The following is a 17,390-nucleotide window of genomic DNA, read 5'->3' as shown; positions in this document are numbered from 1 at the left end:
TGCGAACAGGCATCGCGGTACGCGATGGCACGATACTGGCGTCGTGGAGTGGCCCCCGCCCCCAGCTTTAAATCCGGGAGCGAGGCAGCCGGGCGTAATGGCCCCCTTCGTTCCCCCGCCAACGCCGCCCGGCAGCGACGCGGCGTGGTACGCCCCGGCTGTCACCGCCCAGTACACCGTCCATCCCGGCATTGTGGCCACCGTCACCGCGCGCGACGGGGCGCGCCCGACCTACGAGCTGCGACGGCCGCAGCTCTCCGCGCGGGACGCAGACGCGCTGGCGGACGTGTGCGAGCAGTTCGCCGACGCGACGCTCCCACCGCCGCTGACGCGCGCCGACGCCCGGGACCGCCTGGCGGCCGGGTTCGAGGCCAAACACCGGCGGGTGATCGCGGCGCTCACCGACGCCACGCCGGCCGCACGCCGCCGCATCACGGTGCACGCGCTGTGCGAGGCGCGCTGCCTGGGGGACCTGGCCGGGGTGGCGGCCGACGACCGCGTGACCGCGGCTGTCGCCGACGACGAGACGGTGGTCGTGCACACCGACGCGCAGCCGCCCGCTGCCACCGGGTTGCCCGCGAACACGCCGGCCCACGACCGGCTTCGTGCCACACGGATCGCGGCGTACACGGTGCCGTTCCGCGGGTTCGACGTGCCCGTGCGGATCTACCGGACGCCCGCGGACGACGCGGACGCGTTCACCACGACGTACGCCGTCCGGGAGCCCGACCGGCTGCCCGGCGACGACGCCCGCATCGCCGCCTGCAAGGACCGCATCTGGACCAACGGCGTCGCGACGGGCGACAGCGACGCCGGCGACGACCACGCCGCGGCGATCGCTGACCGCGCCCGCAGTCTGCTTGCGCGCCGCCACACGGCGCCGAAAACGCGGCACTGGTGTGGCGCTGTCGCCGACCGGGTCCGGGAAGCGGTGGCCGACCGCGGCCCCGCGGTGCCGCCGGTCGGCGACGACCACGTCGCGGATCTGGCGTACTACGTGGTGCGTGATCTCGTCGGCGACGCCGAGCTCACGATCCCGATCCGCGACCCCAACCTCGAAGACGTGGAGGCGAACCGGGTGGGCGAGCGCGTGAAAGTGGTGGCCCGCGACCGCGTGCACGCGGCCGACGACCGCATCCCCACGAACCTCGTGCTCGACGACGAACAGCGGTTCGTGGACCTCGTGACGGGGCTGGCCGCCCAGGACGGCGTGGAGCTGAACGCCGCCACGCCGTCGGCGAAGGTGAACCTCGAACCGGACGGGGTCGCCGACGACGTGACCATCCGGTGTGCGGTCGCGCTCCCCGCGATCAGCGAGGGCGGCCCCCACGTCTCCATCCGGAAGCAGGCCGCCGACGCGCTCACGCCGGTCGACTTGCTCCGGCAGGGCAGCCTCACGGCGGGCATCGTGGCGCTGCTGTGGCTGGCGTACGAACACCACCGCGTGGTGCTGTTCTCCGGCCCGACGGGCGTGGGGAAGACCACGCTCATGAACGCCCACATGCCGTTCGTGCCGTTCGACGACCGCCCGGTGAGCATCGACGAGGGCAGCCGGGAGGTCCGGCTGCCCCACGAGACCGGCGTCTCGCTGAGCACCCGCGAGCACGAACAGGCGTTCAAGCGCGTGTCGATGGCCGACCTGATGACCGCGACCAACTACCTCAACCCGGACATCGAGGTGATCGCGGAGATCAACACGCGGGCCAGCTTCGAGAGCTTCGCGCAGATCCTCAACACCGGCCACGGGGTCGTGGGCACCACGCACGCCGCGGGCGTCGACCCGCTGGTGAACCGCGCCGTCGAACAGGGCGTTCCGGCGCACCTGCTCCGAGAGATCGACCTCGTGGTCTTCCCGCGACGCACCGACGGCGACCGGTACGTGGGCGAGGTCGTGGAGTTCGTCGACGACGCCGGCCCGGCGACGACGGCCGTCGAAACGGACGCCACGACGGTCCACGTGCGCCGCATCGCCACCCGCGGCCCGGCGGCCGCCGACGAAGGACTGCACTCCAGCGGCGAGTACGCCGTCCGGGACGCCGAGGACGTGCAGTTCTTCGACGCGGTGGCGGCGCGCACGGACCGCGCACCGGCGGCGGTTCGCCGCGAGTTCGCGCGCAAACGCCGGTACGTTCGGGCGCTGGATCGCGCCGGCGTCACCGACTTCGAGGCGCTGTTCGAGCGGGTGGCGGCCCGACGCAGGACGGCGTCCAGTGCTGAGCCGGACGGGGGCGGGCCGGCGTGACCCTGGGCGTCGTCGACCGCACGCTGTGCGCGCTGTTCGCCCGCCACGCCGACCGCGACCGCCACACCACCACCCGCACGCGGTACCGGGAGGCGCGGCCCGGTGTCGGGTTCGGTGCGTTCGTCGCGCGGGTGTACGCAGTGTCGTGGCTCGCGTGTGCGGCCGTCGGGGCCGCGGTCAGTGTCGGCGGCGTCGCGTCCGGGGTGCGCGTGCCGGTGCTGAACGAGGGCCAGCAGGTGGCGGGCTGGCTGGCCTGTGGGGCGCTCGTCGGCGCGGCGGCGAAGCGCGCAACTGTCCGGGCGGGCGACCGGTATCTGGCCTGGCGGGCGGGCCTGCGGCGGGCCGCGATCCGCGCCACGCTCCCGGGCGCGGTCCGGTATCTGTCGGTGTTGGCGTCGGGCACCCCCAGCGAGCGCGATCTGCTGGCGCGTGCCGCGGCCCGAACCGGGGCCTACGGGGAGACGGCGGCGGCGTTTCGCGGCGTGCTCGCCACCGCGGACCTCACCGGCAGCGTCGACCGCGGACTCCGCGTTGCGGCCCGCGACACGCCCAGCCAGGCGCTGCTCGCGCCGTTTCTCGTGAAATTCCGGGAGCACGCCGCCCAGGGACCGGACGCACTCAGGCAGTATCTCGACATGGAGGCGCGGATGCTCGCTGACAGCCGCGAGCGCGCCCAAGAGCGCGCCGCAAGCGCCCTGGAGTTGGTCGCAGAGCTGTTCGTGGTGGTGTTGGTGCTCCCGGTGTTGGTGGCGATCATCACGACCGTGGTGGGCGTGCTCGCGCCGGGGTTCAGCGCGCCGGTCGCGGTCCCGCACACCGCCCACACCACGACGGTGCGGGCGCTGCTCGTGTACGGCAGCGCGGCGTTCGTCCTGGGTGTGGGCGCGCTGGCGGCGTGGCTGGTCGGTGCGCTGCGGCCGCGCGGGCTCACCTGGAACGCGCACCGACGGTCGCGGGGGGTCGCCGTGCTCACGAACGCGCCCCGGAACCCGGCGGACACGGCGGTCGTCGCCGCGCTGCCGAGCGTCGGGGTCGCGTGCTGGCTGGCGGCCCACGAACTGGGCGCGGTGAACGCAGTTCTGATGGGGTACGTGGCGTTCGCGCTCCCGGTCGGGGCGGTGGCCGCCCGGCGCGCCCGCATCGACGACGCGAAAGACCGCGAGCTGCAGGCGTTCGTGCACGCGGTCGCGGGCCACGTCGGCCTCGGTCGGCCGTTCGGCGGCGCCGTCTCGCGGGTCGCCCGCGGCGTCGACCTGGGGGCGCTGAACCCCGACGTCGACGACCTCGCGGTCGCGCTCGCAGCGACCACGACGCCGCGGGCCGGCGGGGTCAGGCGCGCCGCGCTCGCGGGGTTCGTCGAGCGCGTCGACACCCAGCTTGCGGCCCAGACGGTCGGCCTCGTTTCGGGGGCCCTCGACGCGGGCAGCGACGCCGACGCCACGTTCGAAGCGCTCCAGTCGGAGGTGGGGCGGCTCTACCACGAGAAGCGGTCGGTGCGCTCGCGGCTGCTCGTGTACGTCGCCGTCGGCTGGACGACCGCGCTGCTGGTCGTCGGCATCACTGTCGCCGTCAGCCACACCGTGCTGGGGAGTTTCACGCAGCTGTCGGCGGTGTCGGACGCCGCCAGCGCGGGCGGGCTGTCGATCGACCCGCGCGCCGTGGACGTGGCCCGCGACCGGTTCCGGTTCTACGTCGTCACGCAGGCCACGATGCTGGCCTGTGGCTGGTTCGCGGGCGCAGCCAGCCGTGGGCGGTACAGCGCGGTGCTGCATTCGGGGGTGCTCGTCGCGGTCGCGTACGCCGTCTTCACCGGGGTGGGGCTGGGATGACGCGCGGACAGTCGGCGGTCGTCGGCGTTGCCGTGTTGGTGGCTGCGACCGTGGTCGCGGTGGCCGCGCTCACGGCGAGCGTCGGCACCGTCGTGACCGAGCACGCCGCGGCGGCCGACAGCCGCCGTGTCGCCGCCGACCTGCGGACGGCGCTCCACCCGGCGCGGACGACCGGACCCACGACCGGTCGCGTCGCGTTCGCGCGCGGCCGGCTGGCGCTCCAACCCCGGGACGTGCGCGTCCTGAACGAGACGGGGCCGGTCGCGACAGTGCACGCGAACGCGCTCCGGTTCTCGACGGGACGCCACACCGTCACCTATCTCGCCGGCGGTGTGCTCACGTCGGCCACGGCGCGGACGACCTGGGACGCCCCGGTGGCAGTGCGTGCGGACGCCGACAGCCTGGTGGTTGGCGTGCCCGCGCTCCGCGGGTCGGTCTCGATCGCCGCCGGCCGCACAGCCCGTGGGGGCGGCGCTGCCCGGTGGACGTTGCGGTCGACGGTCACCCACCGCCGCCGCCGGCTCGGCGCTGGCCGCTACCGGATCGCGATCGAAACCACGCACACCGACGCCGTCAGCGCCCGGCTGGCGGCGGCCGGCGCGACCGCGACGACGGTCCGGGCGCTCGACGACGACGGCGTTCCGAGCGTCGTCGCCGCGATCCCGGGACGACCGACGGGCACGCTGCTCGTGCACGAAACGACGGTGAGCGTCTCGTGACCCGGCATCGCGCGAGCGCACCGGTCGTGGGCAAGGCCGCGGAAGCGGGCATCGGGGTGCTGGTGATCGCGGTGTTCACCACCACGCTGTGCGGTGGCGTGGTGCCGGACGCGCGGACCGCGGCGGCCAGCGCGGTGGCGGACCGGGCGCTCGAACACGCCGCCGCCGGCGTCGAGGCGAGCGTGCCGCCGCCGCGGGAACACGCGCGTGTTGTGCGCCGCGTGTCGGTGCCGGCGACGATCCGCCATCGCGGGTACACGATCACCGCGACGAACCGGACGCTGCGCCTCCGCCACCCCACGCCGGGCGTCGGCGGCACCACGCCGCTGGTGCTCCCGGCGCGCGTGGACCGCGTGCGTGGCGACTGGCAGCCCGGCCACCGCGCCAACACCACCTGGGTTGTGCGCGTGTGCACGCCGGAGTCCGGCGGCGACCTGGTCGTTGTGCTGGCGTCGCGCCGGGCCGGCGACGCGGGAACGAGGCCGGGGTGTTCGGCGTGATGCAGCGCGGGCAAGCGAACCTGGTGGCGCTTGTGGTGGGCGTTCTGCTCGTCGGCGCGGCTGTGACGCTGGCGGTGGGGGCCGGAGCAGACGCGTTCGCGCGCGCCGACAGATCGCCCGCGGAGGCACGGCTGGCCGCATCGCTCGCCGACCGCCTGGTGTCGCCGCGTGGACCGCTGGCGGCGCGCGAGAACGTCCTGCGCGCGGACGCAGTGGCGAACGCGACGGGCGACGTCTGTCCGGCGACCACGGCCTGTCGAGTCACCGTCGGCGACACGACAGTGGCTGCAGCGGGGACGCCCGCGGGCGGCACAACGGTGCGACGCATCGTCGTTGTCGCCGACACGCACTCCCAAACGCGCACTGGCAGGGCGACGCGACTGTCCGGTGGCGGCCCCGCGCTGTCGCTTCCCCGTGGGACGACCACAGGGTCGCTTACGATCCGTGCGCCGGACTGTGCGCGCGTGCGGACCGTTCGCGCCGGCGGCCGCGTCATCCTGCACGCGCCGCGTGGGCTCAACGGAACCTACCGGGTGTCCCCGCCGGGGGGCGAGGGCACGGCGCTCTCGTTCACCGGCCGGGACTGCCAGCCGCCCCAGCCGGTCGCGGCTGTGGTGCGCGTCGAAGCCGTGAGGATCACCGAGCCCGCAGTCATGGCGGTGACAGTCGATGCCTGAACGGGGCCGTCGCGGCCAGGCGTCGCTGCCGGCCGTCGAGGCGGCGATCGGTGTGCTCGTGATCCTCGCCGTGGCGGCCACGTTCACGGTTGGCGTCCCCGGCGACGGCGGGCACACGCGGACGGCGCAGCTGGATCGGTACGCCGCCGACGCCGCGACGATCATCGAGACGACGCCGCCACACGAGAGTGGGTCCCGGATCGACGACCGCCTGAGACGACTGCTGCCGGCGTCCGTGCTGTTCAGTGTGGACACCACCAGCGGGCGGCTCGGACGGCAGCCACCGCGGACAGCACCGACGGGGCGCGCCACCGTCCACAGGGCCAACGGCACGGTCACGCTGCGGGTGTGGGACGCATGACCCAGCGCGGCCAGTTCGTGCTCGCGGGGGCTGCGGTCGCGGCGCTCGCGCTCGCATCGGTGGCGGTCGCGTACCTCCAGTTCGGATACGCCCCGTCGGTGGCGACGCCACGGCCGACCCCGAGCAGCCAGGCAGCCACCACGGTTGAGCGCGCTGTGGCGGCGGCGGCCACCGACGCAACCGGCATGCCGTGGGCGCAGCGGCGGCAAACCCTCACCCGCGTGCAGGGAGCGCTCGCTCAGCCGCCGCCGGCCACCGCCGGGGGCGCGGCCGCCGTCGAGGTGACTGGGAACGCGACCGCGGCGGCCGGCGTCGACTGTCCGACCGGCCGCGGCCGTCGGTTCGGGGGCTGCGTCCGTGCGGGCGGGGTTGTCGTGCAGCGGCGGGCCGCCGAGGCGGTGGTGGTGGCGGTGGCGTACGACATCCGCGTGAGGACAGTGACCACGAGCACGGAGTGGACGCGGGTACAGCGGCCGGGGTGTTGGCTGCCGGACGGCTGTCAGTCGGGGGCATCGCCGTCGTCGGCCGGCGGCGACGAGCGGAGGGCGGCCGCCACGGTCCAGGCGTCGGTGGGAAGCGATGCGAGGCGCGCGTCGGCGTCGCTGCGGGCGTCCTCGATCGCGTCGTCGGGCGCGCCAAAGGTGTGGGTTCGGCACTGCTCGTAGAGGGCCGTGACCGACTGGTGGTACGCTGCGGTGGTGCGGGCCTGCGCGACCGCCTCCCGGATCGACTCCGGGGCCGCCTCTCGCGGCGGCGGGCACTCGATGTCGCCGGCTGGCGTCCCCGCGCCGACCACGACCGCTGCCGGCGGGGCGGCGTCCCGGATCGCCGTGACGACGGCCTGGGGGTCGGCAACTGCGGGCGCATCGACGACCACCACGGCGGGGTCGTGGGCGGCGATGGCGTCGGTGAGTGCAGCCGTGGTGGCTGTCGCTGTTGGCCCATCCAGGACGTCGCACAGTGCAGACGGTGTGTCGTCTGCAACCACTAGCGTCACGGCCGACTGGTTCGGGTCACGCACGGGAATATTTTTGGATTTCACTGGTGAAAAGAGTGGGACGGAACGCCGATAGCGCTGCGGTGGCGGGTGGAAACGCGTCGCGGTGGACCCACGCGCTAATCGACGGGCAAAAGGCAACCGGCGGCGTGTGCCCCCACAGAGGAGAGTCCCCGATGAACGCAGCCCGCGTCTGGTCAACGGTGGTCGGGTTCGGTGCCGCAGCGGTGGTGTTCGCGGTGTTGTTCTGGCTGATCGGCATCCAGGAGATCATCACCGCGCTGGGGCGGGCGCGCATCCCGCTGGTGGTGGTTGCGGGCGCGCTGATGCTGGGGTGGATCGTCCTCCAGGGCACGGCGCTGTGGATCGTCTGGCGGATCCTGGACATCACCGTGTCGGTTCGGTCGGCGATCCTGGTGTTCGCGGGCACGTCGTTCGCGAACAACATCACGCCGTTCGGGCAGGCCGGCGGGGAACCGGTCGCCGCGCTGCTCACGACGAACGTCTCGGACGCCGACTACGAGACCGCGCTGGCCGCGATCGCCGGTGCCGACGCGCTGAACTTCGTGCCCTCGATCGGGCTTGCGCTCACCGGAACGGCCGCCTACGCGATCGTGAACACGGTCTCGCCGCGGCTCCGGTCGGTCGTCGGGATCGTCGGCGCGTTCGTCCTGATCGTGGGGGGGCTGGCGGTCGCCGGGTGGCGGCTGCGGACCACCATCCAAGCCGCGGTGGTGCGGGTCGCAACGCCGGCGCTGCGGTGGCTGGCACGCGTGCTCCCGCGAGTCCCCGTGCCGTCGCCCGAACGCATTGAGGCCGGGATCGAAGAGTTCGTCGCGTCCGTCGAGCGCCTGGCCGCGGATCGGACGGGCGTCCTGAAGGTGATCGGGCTCGCGACCGCCGCGTTGCTGTGTCAAGCGATCGCGATGTGGGTGGTGTTCATCGCATTGGGGTCGCCGATCCCGATCTACGTGCCGCTGTTCGTCGTGCCCGTCGGGACCATGGCCGGCATCGGCCCGACGCCGGGCGGCCTCGGCGGCATCGAATCCGTTCACGTGGCGCTGCTGACCGCGCTCACCAGCGCCGCCGCGCCGCTGGTCGCCGCCGCCGTCGTCATCCACCGCATCGGCGGGTTCTGGCTGACGATGACGGTCGGCGGCGGGTCGCTGGCGGTCCTGCGAGCCGGCGGCAGCGACGCCGACTGAGCGCCGACGCCACCCGGCGGTGGCGGCAGCTCCCCCACGACAAAAATGGGTATGTCCGGGATGTCGCTGCTTCAATTCAGGACCGAATTCGAGCGCGCTCGAGGGATGTGGATTATCTGGATGGAGTGATGACCCGGCGAATCGCCATCGAACCCCACATCGTCAGCAAAGCCAGCGACTACGTCGAGAACGTCTCCGGCCTGACCGAGACAATCTTCACCGAACACGGAAGCCACGAGAACGAAGCCGCACTCCTCAATGAGATTCGTAAACGCGACAAGACGATTTTCCGGATGCTCAAGGAAGTCGGCGTGCTGGATGACCCGGAGAGTCAGAAAGCGGATGCGCTCGAATCGTGGCGTTCCTTCGTAGAGGAAGAGGATTCCTGAGATTCACTGAGCGCGGCGAGAAAGCGATGGAGTAGCGAGCAATCGTCTTCTGCTCGATAGTTCTGGAATCGCCTGAGAGGAGCGAAGGGGAGCGAGAGGGATAGCTGGATGATGACTCCCATCTCGGAGTGGGAGTGACCCATCAAACCCTACGGGAGTCTCTCGTACCTGAGCCGGCGTTGCTGAATTCCCGTATTCCGAGTTTCAGACGAACCCCGATTTTGGAACCACGACACGACTCATCTACTACGCTAAGGTCTAAGCGCGTTCCCCTCTTCGGCCACGATGAACCACCAGATGGCTACGACCGGACTTGCTGATCAAGTGAACCCCGAGGCGTTTTCGGGGCAGTATAGCGCCGAATCGGGGCGTTATCCTGTGAATCTGGAAATCAGGGTGAGAAAATCCGCCCTCCCCGATTTGAACGGGGGGCAAGTCGATCTACAGTCGACTGCTCTACCAGTCTGAGCTAAGGGCGGACGCACTCGTATGTAGGCTGTGGCCGAAATTTAAGGGTTGTCATTCGCGGTGGGTGGATGCCGCCCCCATGCCCAAAGCTTATCCCGGAACCGTTCAGTGATGTAGCTAGTTGCAATGTCGAAAGTCACGTTCCGCGCGGACGACGACCTCGTTGCCGCGGTCGAAGACCTCGACGCCTCGAAAAGCGAGGTGATGCGCAACGCGCTCCGTGCGTACCTCACCACCCACGCTGCGGCCGACGACGTCCCCGTAGAGGGCGTAAACACGCCAGTGCGTGGGGCTGCGACCGACGCTCAAAAGGACGTAAACGTCACGATTCGCGTGTCGTCCCCGTCGGCGGTTGAGGAGGTGCGAACAACCCCGGCCAGCGGGGGGCGCGCGGACGCCGAGGAACCCGGTGACGACGGCGAGACCGACGCGGAGCACGCCGACACATCGGCGACGGGCGACGAGAGCGTGTGCAGTCAGTGCGGGGCGGAGCTGTCAGCCGACCACGTCTACTGTCCGAACTGCGGTGGGAAGGCAACGCATCGCGTGTTCTGCGAGTGCGGCGACGAGATCCGGGCGGATTGGGCGTTCTGTCCGCGGTGTGGCCGCCGAACGGTGTCCGGGGACGCCCTCGACAGCGCATAGTAAGACATCTGTTTACACCGCCGTTAATTATTTATTCTAAGCTCCTGTGTGTTCTCGTACGTGAGACGGTCGTCTTACACAGAACCACCGGACTGCGCTGCCCCTTGGCGTCAGAACGGCCGTGTAAGACACGGAGACGGGAAACCGGGTCCGTCTTACCAACACGGGGATACAACAATGGAGCGTGTGACACTCCGGATTCCGGAACAACAGATCGACGAGGTGGAACAGATGGTCGAACGCGGGAAGTTCCCTAATCGGAGCGAGGCGATTCGCTCCGCTGTTCGAGAGATGATTGATGAACACACCGACAAGACTGGTGCAAAGAGCTGGGCGAAAGTTTAACCATGCAAGATATCGTCCAGGACGCACTTGACAACGCCGAGGCGGAACAGCGCGAAATGGATGGCGACGGCGATGGTGACGAGTTCGGAGACCCCCGGATCGTCATTGTTGGCTGTGGCGGCGCAGGCAACAATACGGTCAACCGACTGTACAACATCGGCGTCGAAGGCGCGGACACGGTAGCGATCAACACTGACAAACAGCACCTGAAGATGATCAAAGCCGACACGAAGATCCTCGTCGGCAAGTCCCTGACCAACGGCCTCGGTGCGGGTGGCGACCCCTCGATGGGCGAGCGCGCCACCGAGATGGCCCAGGGAACGATCAAAGAGGTGCTCGGGGACGCGGACTTGGTGTTCGTCACCGCCGGCATGGGCGGTGGCACGGGGACCGGTGCAGCGCCGGTCGTCTCGAAGATCGCCAAAGAGCAGGGCGCAATCGTCGTTGGGATGGTGTCGACGCCGTTCAACGTCGAGCGCGCTCGCACGGTCAAAGCCGAGGAAGGCTTGGAGAAGCTGCGCGAGAAAGCCGACTCGATTATCGTCCTCGACAACAACCGGCTGCTGGATTACGTCCCGAACCTCCCGATCGGGAAGGCGTTCTCCGTGATGGACCAGATCATCGCGGAAACCGTCAAGGGGATCAGCGAGACGATCACCCAACCCAGCCTCATCAACCTCGACTACGCCGACATGACTGCGATCATGAACCAGGGCGGCGTCGCGGTGATGCTCGTCGGGGAGACCCAGGACAAAAACAAGACCAACGAGGTCGTCAAAGACGCGATGAACCACCCGCTGTTGGACGTCGATTACCGGGGTGCCAGCGGCGGCCTCGTCCACATCACTGGTGGGCCGGACCTCACGCTGAAGGAGGCCGAGGGCATCGCGGACAACATCACCGAGCGGTTGGACGCGAGCGCGAACGTCATCTGGGGGGCGCGGATCCAGGAGAGCTACAAGGGCAAGGTGCGCGTCATGGCGATCATGACCGGCGTGCAGTCCGCGCAGGTGCTCGGCCCGAGCACGCAGAAGCAGGCGGACAAGTCCCGCCGCGAGCTGCAGGACGTCGACTCCAAGCAGCGCGCGGCCGACGACGCCGGAGCCGGCGGGTTCGGTGGCGCACACTCGGACGGCGGCCAGGACGAAGTCGAGCAGGAAAACGGCCTCGACGTCATCCGATAACGGACCGTGGGGCCGTCGACCGGTTCTTTTCGCGCGTGTTAGACGGACGTGACGGCGTCGACGAGCGTGCATTTCCGGCAGCGGTCGCGGGTGGTCGGCGCGCCACAGTCGCTGCACTCGCCGACGTCAGCGTCGTCAGTGTTGTATTCGTCGGCAGCGATGCCGGCGAGTTCCTCGTAGCCGGCCATGATCGAGTGACGGGTGCCGGGGCGGCGGTCTTCGAGTTCGAGGAGGACCTCCTGGAGGTCGCTGCGGAAGGACTCACTGGCGTGTGGGCATTCCGCCATGTGCACGGGGAGATCCCGCAGCTGGGCGTACAGCGCCACCTCTTTTTCCGGGATGTCTCGGAGGGGTTTCGCGCGCGGGATCATGGCGTCGAGTTCCGCACGGTCGTCGAAGGAGCCGAGGCTGGCGTCGAAGTGGGTGGCGATCTGTGTGACGTTGCCTTCGAGGATGTTCATGAGCGCGGTTTCGGCTTCGTCGTCGAGGTTGTGGCCGGTGAGGAGTTTGTCCGCGTCGTACTCGTCGGCGTATTTCGCGAGGAGGTCCCGGCGGAAGACCCCACAGTACGCACAGGGCGCCATGTCGAGGGGGTCGTCGTCGGCCACGTCGTCCATGGCGACGTCGAACTCCTCGCGGTAGGTGACGAGCTCGTGGCGGATGTCGCGGTCGGCGGCCAGCGTCGTGCAGGCGTCGAGGCTCTCGTCGCGGTAGCCCGCGATGCCCTCGTGGATCGTGAGCGCGATCAGCTCGACGCGGGGGTCGTCGCGGAACGTCTCCTCGATGAGGTCCGTGAGCACCGCGCTGTCCTTGCCGCCCGAAAGCCCGATCACCCACGTCTCGGGGTCGTCGGGAGTGGTGTCCGGGGAGAGCATGTTGTCGGTGCGGATGCGGCGACGCACCCGGCGCTCGACGCTGTCGAGGAAGTGTGGTTCACAGAGGTGCGCGCCTGAGTACGCCGCGTGCATCACCGCGTCGCGGTCGCACTTCGTGCAGTCCATCGGTGCGGGGTAGCGGCGGCCGTTGTTTCACGGTTTCGAACGGCCGGTGTCGCAGTCAGGCCGTCGACTCGGCGTGGAACCACGCCGACAGCGTGGTGATCGCCTGCGTTTCGACGCCGTGGGGGACGAAAACGAAGGGGATGGGAGAGTCGAACGCGCGGTCCCCGTACAGCCCCCAGTCGCCGACCGATCGCGTGGTGCCGCCGTAGGCGATGGGGATGTCTTCGAGGGCTTGTGGCTCGTATTCGGGGACGTAGGAGTGTTCGATCCAGACTTCGTGGACCGGCACCCCGAGGGCGTCCGCGAGGCGGGGTTCGAGGCGATCGGCGTTCCCGGTGAGCCAGTCACTGAACGCGTCGATGTCGGCGTCCGTGGCACGTGGAGGGTCGTCGGCGGGCGCGGAGGCCGACGCCGTGGTGTCGCCGACGTCCACGCGGGCGGCGTACGCGACCCGGTGTTTCCAGCAGGTCTCGGGGAACTCGCGGCTGCGAAACCGCTCGTACAGCGTGGCAAGCGTCGAGTCGGGGTTGTCGCGGGCGGCGACCCGGAGGCGTTCGAGGATGGTGTTGTCGTCGATGCCGCGATCGAGCACGGCGTCGATGGTGATCGGTGGGGTGTCCCGCATGGCCGCGAGCGCTGCCAGGAGTTCGCGGAGGAGCGCGTGGGCGAACACCGACTTGTGGTGTTGGGTCACCCACATGTAGAGGGCGATCCGGCCTTCGAGGTAGTTCCCGATGGTCGAGAGGGCTTTGTCCGACAGCGCCAGCCCCTCGTCGGGGTGGGCGGTGTAGGAGGCGACCATGCGGGCGGTGTCGAAGCTCAGCACGTCCGCGCCGGTCATCTGGTTGTCCCGCGTGATGTAGTCGAGGCGGTCGACGTCGATGGGGCTGTGGAGGATCTGGGCGGCGACGCCGTGTTGCCAGCGCCCGCCGCGCTCGTAGGCCAGGCTGTACCCGAGGATGTGCGCGCACACTGCGTGCGGGTCGACATCCATGGCCGTGATGGCGTCGGCGAACTCCCGGCAGACGAACAGGCAGCCGAACAGTTCGTGGGGGCTGGCTTCCCGCAGCGGCGCGTTCCCGACGCCGGCGTCCGCGAACGTCGCGTGGAGGCCGTGGTCGGCGAGGCGATCGAGGATGGCGCTGCGGTCGAGGTAGCGCTCGCCGAGGTGGGAGAACGGCGGGTGGCCGACGTCGTGGAGGAGGGCAGCACACTCGAGCGTGCGCTGGATGGCGTCGAGTTCGGTGGTGGTGGCGTCCTGGTGGAAGTACGGTTGTGTGCGGAGGTTCTCGAAGACGGTTTTCGCGAGGTGGTAGACGCCCAGCGAGTGCTCGAAGCGGGTGTGGTTTGCGCCCGGATAGACGAGGGTGGTCGCGGACAACTGCCGGACGTGGCGCAGCCGCTGGAACGGTTTGCGGTCGATGAGCCCATCGACGAGGGCGGCGTCCAGTTCGATGTAGCCGTGGACTGGGTCTTTGAGTTGCGTGGGTGGCATGGTGACAGAGCGGGTGGCCCGCTGAGAGAGTATTGGACCAACGGCGGGCAGCCGCGTCCGTGTTTCGGTTCAGGCGTAGGCGTCGAACTCGCGGCCGAACACGGCGAAGTACGCGACGCCGAGCAGCCCGGTCACTGTCGCGAGCGTGAACGAGAGTTCGGGGCCAGCGACCAGGACGGCATCCAGGAGTGGCACGGGGACCGCCCAGTCGCCGCCGTACAGCAGGCCGCCGACGGCCGCACTCGGGATGACGATCGTGTTCCGGACGAGATAGTAGGTCCCGGTGATACGACCGCCGGCGTCCTGTTCGGCGGGCCCGACGATGAGCGCCTTGTGCGCGGGGAGGCCGGCGAACCGCAGCCCGGAGAACGCGAACAGCGCGACGAGCACCCACTGGTCGGCGGGCGCGTTGATGAGCAACACGGGGAACACCGCGTACACGAGGAAGCCGAGGCCGACAACGGGCTTCAGCCCGGTTCGTTCGGCGAGCTTCGAGACAGGGACCTTCGTGAGGATGGCGACGACCATCTCGACGGCGAGCAGAACGCCGAAAAAGGCTTCCGGGGAGAGTGAGACGCCGAAGCCGGTGAATCCGACGCCCAGGTATCGTGTAACGACGACGACGAAGAAGACGTAGACCAGTCCGTTCGCGAACCGGATCAGGGTGTCCGCGATCAGCAGCGGGCGCAGGGTCTCCGGCATCGCCGCCAGATCCGCTCGGATGGTGTCGAGCCCCTCGAAGGAGTCGCCGACGGTGTCCTCGGACGCGTCGTAGAGGTACTGCTGGGCGACCGTGGCGACGGCCGCAAACCCGGCCGCGAGCAGGAGAACGTACCGGAAGCCGACCTGGAACTCGGTGGCGGCGAGCACGGCGGCGGCGATGGCGGGGCCGAGCAGGAACCCCACCCGGCGGAAGATTTCCGTGCTCGCGAACCCCATGGCGAGCCTGCTTGGATCGGTGGCTTGTTTCACGATGGCGAACGTCGCGCCGAGCCCGAACGACTTCCAGGCCTGGGTGAGAAAGAGCCCGACGAACACCCACAGCCACGCGCCGACCGCCCAGCCACCGAGATCCAGTGGCCCCAGTGCGATCTCGGGGACGACGACGCCGGGCAGCGACGGGGCGGCCGCCCACACCAGGAAGCCGGCGGTGGTGACGACGGCGAACGCGGTGAGCGCGACGCGAGAGCCCACGCGGTCCGAGAGCGCGCCACCCGGGTAGGGGTAGACCGCCGAGATGAGGTTGCCGAGGCTGCCGTAGAGGCCGACGATCGCGCCGCCAGCGCCGAGCGTGTAGATGTACTCGGGGACGTACCGGGTGGTCATCTGGAAGGCGAGGCTGAACACCAGCATCGCCGCCGACAACACGAGCACGTCGGGCTGTAGCGCGAAGAACTGGCGATAGGAGTCGAGGGCGTCGACGCCGTCGGTGGTGGTGTCGTCGGACATACGCGATGGCAGGCGCGCCACCCACGAAACTCCCGGGGTGTGGGCGGCAGTCGGCGTCCCGGAACGGTTTTTCACGCGCGACGGGTATCCAGGGCATGGACCGCGAGGCCGCCGTCGACCGCGTCGAGGCACTGCTCGATACGGTTATCGACGAGGAGATGCCCGTGCCCGTCCGAGAAGTGTGGGCGTACGGCGACGTGGCGCTCGGGCTCGATCCCGTCGACAGGCTCGACGTCTACCTCACGAAAGACGTGTTGTTGCGGGGCGACGACGCCGACCGCGCCGACGAGTTCGAGCGCGAGTACGGGGTGGCGGGCGTCGGGAAGACGGTGCGGGCGTCCTGGGCGGACGCCCACCCCGAGCACGTGCGCGCAAACGACAGCGGGCACGTCGCGCCCGAGCGCTGTCTCGGTGCGCACCTCGTGGGCGACGACGAACCCATCCACCTGGAGGTCTGCAACGCCGGCTTCGAGGACAACGTCACGCAACGCCTGGAGGGCGCGCTGGCCACCGAGACCTACGAGCACGTCCTCGATCCCAGGGGAGTGTGCGTGTACGCCGACGGACGCCGCGGCACCGACGCCATGGCGAAGCTCCGGGCCGGCGAACTCGTCTTCCCGACGCTCGCGGAGGCCCTGGAGATGCTGGGCGCTGACGAGGCGGACGCCGAACTCGCCGCCGACGCGGTGGACGCGCGCCGGGATCGCGCGACGGGCGCGACGGTGCGCGGCGACGTGGTGTGAGCGCCGGGGGGCCGGCACTGACACGTCCGCTTATGCCTCGAAGCCGTCCTCGAAGACGAACGTGCCGTTGCGCTGGACGATCTCGCCGTCGATCTCGATGAACGAGTCCTCGCTCATGTCCACGATCATGTCCGTGTGGACCGCGGAGTCGTTGAACTCGCAGTCTTCGGGCACACACTCGTCGATCGCGGCGCCGACGGCGAGGTGAACGGTGTCACCCATCTTCTCGTCGAACAGCATGTTGTACGTGAACCGGTCGATGCCGCGGTTCATCCCGATCCCCAGCTCGCCCAGCCGCCGCGCGCCCGCATCAGTGTTCAGGATGCCCGCAAGCACGTCCTCGTTCTGCTCGGCGCTGAACGACACGACGTCACCGTCCTCGAAGGTCAGCGCTGCGCCCCGAATCTCGTTGCCCTGGCGCATCAGCGGCTTGTCGAAGTACACCTCGCCCGCCACGGAGTCCGGAACGGGGGCGGTGAACACCTCGCCCGCGGGCATGTTGTGGTCGCCGTCGTCGTTGCACGCTCGCATTCCGTCGACGCGCATCGTGATGTCGGTGGTGTCCCCGGAGACGATGTGCACCGTCTCAGCGGGGTCGAGGATCTCCACCAGTTGGGACTGGAACTCGCTTTGCGCGGCCCAGTCCTTGTTCACGGCGTCGTAGACGAACTCCTCGTAGGTTGCCGTGCTCATCCCGGCCCGCTGGGCCCCCGCGGCAGTGGGGTGCGTGGTGATGACCCACCGCGTGTCCAGTCGCTGCTCGGAGATCGGTTTGTGGGCGCGGCTGCCCGCCTGCGACATCTCTGGGGGGACGTCACTGGTTTCGAACGCGTTTGGGCCGCCGCCGATCAGGAACACCACGTCGGTCTCCTCCATGGCGGCGAGCTCGTGGTCTTTGGTCGTGTAGTCGGCTTCGTCCATCGCCCGTGCGTACGCCCTGGTGGCCCGCGGGAGCGACCACGACAGCGACGGCCGGGCGCCCCGCTGGCCGAGCGCCTCGTAGAGCGCGACGACCAACGCCTCGGCCTGCCGGCTCGCCCTGATGGTCACCATGTCGCCGCGGCGCACGTCCGCGCACTGGTCGACGAGCACCTCGGCGTGGCGGCGCACTCGTGTGTCCATGCGCCCGGCGATGCTGGCC

Annotated in this window: 17 protein-coding genes and 1 tRNA gene; 13 read left to right on the top strand and 5 right to left on the bottom strand. The window is 70.0% G+C overall.

Annotated elements, in window-relative coordinates; all coding sequences use genetic code 11:
• The first annotated feature begins 97 nt into the window (after positions 1–97).
• The 9 genes from JT689_RS02290 to JT689_RS02250 all read left to right on the top strand — a co-directional run bounded on the left by JT689_RS02290 (position 98) and on the right by JT689_RS02250 (position 8,919).
• Positions 98–2,242, top strand: a complete 2,145-nt coding sequence (locus tag JT689_RS02290) for a type II/IV secretion system ATPase subunit (protein WP_205251396.1) — start codon at positions 98–100, stop codon at positions 2,240–2,242.
• Positions 2,239–4,071 (top strand): type II secretion system F family protein, encoded by a 1,833-nt coding sequence (locus JT689_RS02285; RefSeq protein ID WP_205251395.1) that lies wholly within the window; start codon positions 2,239–2,241, stop codon positions 4,069–4,071. Before JT689_RS02290 ends, JT689_RS02285 begins: the two co-directional genes overlap by 4 nt.
• Positions 4,068–4,790: an archaellin/type IV pilin N-terminal domain-containing protein gene (locus JT689_RS02280; RefSeq protein WP_205251394.1), complete on the top strand. Its 723-nt coding sequence runs from the start codon at positions 4,068–4,070 to the stop codon at positions 4,788–4,790. Before JT689_RS02285 ends, JT689_RS02280 begins: the two co-directional genes overlap by 4 nt.
• Positions 4,787–5,290, top strand: a complete 504-nt coding sequence (locus JT689_RS02275; protein WP_012289120.1) for a hypothetical protein — start codon at positions 4,787–4,789, stop codon at positions 5,288–5,290. The genes JT689_RS02280 and JT689_RS02275 overlap by 4 nt, the downstream gene beginning before the upstream one ends.
• Complete coding sequence (locus tag JT689_RS02270) at positions 5,290–5,967, top strand: hypothetical protein (protein WP_205251393.1); 678 nt, start codon at positions 5,290–5,292, stop codon at positions 5,965–5,967. The genes JT689_RS02275 and JT689_RS02270 overlap by 1 nt, the downstream gene beginning before the upstream one ends.
• A complete protein-coding gene (locus JT689_RS02265) occupies positions 5,960–6,328 on the top strand; it encodes a hypothetical protein (RefSeq protein WP_205251392.1) in 369 nt (122 codons plus the stop codon). Before JT689_RS02270 ends, JT689_RS02265 begins: the two co-directional genes overlap by 8 nt.
• Positions 6,325–6,993: a hypothetical protein gene (locus tag JT689_RS02260; protein WP_205251391.1), complete on the top strand. Its 669-nt coding sequence runs from the start codon at positions 6,325–6,327 to the stop codon at positions 6,991–6,993. Before JT689_RS02265 ends, JT689_RS02260 begins: the two co-directional genes overlap by 4 nt.
• Positions 6,994–7,501: 508 nt before the next feature.
• The gene (locus JT689_RS02255) at positions 7,502–8,530 is read left to right on the top strand and encodes a lysylphosphatidylglycerol synthase transmembrane domain-containing protein (RefSeq protein WP_205251390.1); all 1,029 of its coding nucleotides are present in this window, start codon (positions 7,502–7,504) and stop codon (positions 8,528–8,530) included.
• A gap of 128 nt (positions 8,531–8,658) precedes the next feature.
• Positions 8,659–8,919 (top strand): hypothetical protein, encoded by a 261-nt coding sequence (locus JT689_RS02250; protein WP_205251389.1) that lies wholly within the window; start codon positions 8,659–8,661, stop codon positions 8,917–8,919.
• A gap of 405 nt (positions 8,920–9,324) precedes the next feature.
• Here JT689_RS02250 and JT689_RS02245 read toward each other — a convergent pair.
• Positions 9,325–9,398: transfer RNA gene (locus tag JT689_RS02245), tRNA-Tyr, on the bottom strand.
• A 115-nt stretch (positions 9,399–9,513) separates the two neighbouring features.
• Here JT689_RS02245 and JT689_RS02240 point away from each other — a divergent pair.
• The 3 genes from JT689_RS02240 (at position 9,514) to ftsZ (ending at position 11,561) form a co-directional block, all read left to right on the top strand.
• Positions 9,514–10,032: a zinc-ribbon domain-containing protein gene (locus JT689_RS02240; protein WP_205251388.1), complete on the top strand. Its 519-nt coding sequence runs from the start codon at positions 9,514–9,516 to the stop codon at positions 10,030–10,032.
• A 177-nt stretch (positions 10,033–10,209) separates the two neighbouring features.
• Positions 10,210–10,377: a ribbon-helix-helix domain-containing protein gene (locus tag JT689_RS02235; protein WP_010902100.1), complete on the top strand. Its 168-nt coding sequence runs from the start codon at positions 10,210–10,212 to the stop codon at positions 10,375–10,377.
• A 2-nt stretch (positions 10,378–10,379) separates the two neighbouring features.
• Positions 10,380–11,561, top strand: coding sequence for a cell division protein FtsZ (gene ftsZ, locus JT689_RS02230; RefSeq protein WP_012289116.1), 1,182 nt, complete (start codon positions 10,380–10,382; stop codon positions 11,559–11,561).
• Between the two features lie 38 nt (positions 11,562–11,599).
• Here ftsZ and JT689_RS02225 read toward each other — a convergent pair whose 3' ends face one another.
• From JT689_RS02225 to JT689_RS02215, 3 genes are all read right to left on the bottom strand, one after another.
• Complete coding sequence (locus JT689_RS02225; protein WP_010902098.1) at positions 11,600–12,562, bottom strand: TIGR00269 family protein; 963 nt, start codon at positions 12,560–12,562, stop codon at positions 11,600–11,602.
• Positions 12,563–12,617: 55 nt separating this feature from the next.
• Entirely contained in the window at positions 12,618–14,057 is a 1,440-nt protein-coding gene (locus JT689_RS02220) for an HD domain-containing protein (RefSeq protein WP_010902097.1), read from the bottom strand.
• Positions 14,058–14,126: 69 nt separating this feature from the next.
• Positions 14,127–15,506, bottom strand: a complete 1,380-nt coding sequence (locus JT689_RS02215; RefSeq protein ID WP_205251387.1) for an MFS transporter — start codon at positions 15,504–15,506, stop codon at positions 14,127–14,129.
• A 95-nt stretch (positions 15,507–15,601) separates the two neighbouring features.
• On the opposite strand from JT689_RS02215, the gene JT689_RS02210 reads away from it, so the two are divergent.
• Positions 15,602–16,249, top strand: a complete 648-nt coding sequence (locus JT689_RS02210) for a hypothetical protein (protein WP_012289115.1) — start codon at positions 15,602–15,604, stop codon at positions 16,247–16,249.
• 30 nt (positions 16,250–16,279) lie between these two features.
• Here the strand turns inward: JT689_RS02210 and JT689_RS02205 are convergent, their stop codons facing one another.
• Complete coding sequence (locus tag JT689_RS02205; protein WP_205251386.1) at positions 16,280–17,371, bottom strand: aminopeptidase; 1,092 nt, start codon at positions 17,369–17,371, stop codon at positions 16,280–16,282.
• Positions 17,372–17,390 lie beyond the last annotated feature (19 nt).

This window comes from Halobacterium sp. GSL-19 (genome assembly GCF_016917855.1).
GTDB lineage: Archaea > Halobacteriota > Halobacteria > Halobacteriales > Halobacteriaceae > Halobacterium > Halobacterium salinarum.
Note: the sequence above shows the minus strand (reverse complement) of the source record. Positions and strands in the feature narration are given on the sequence as shown.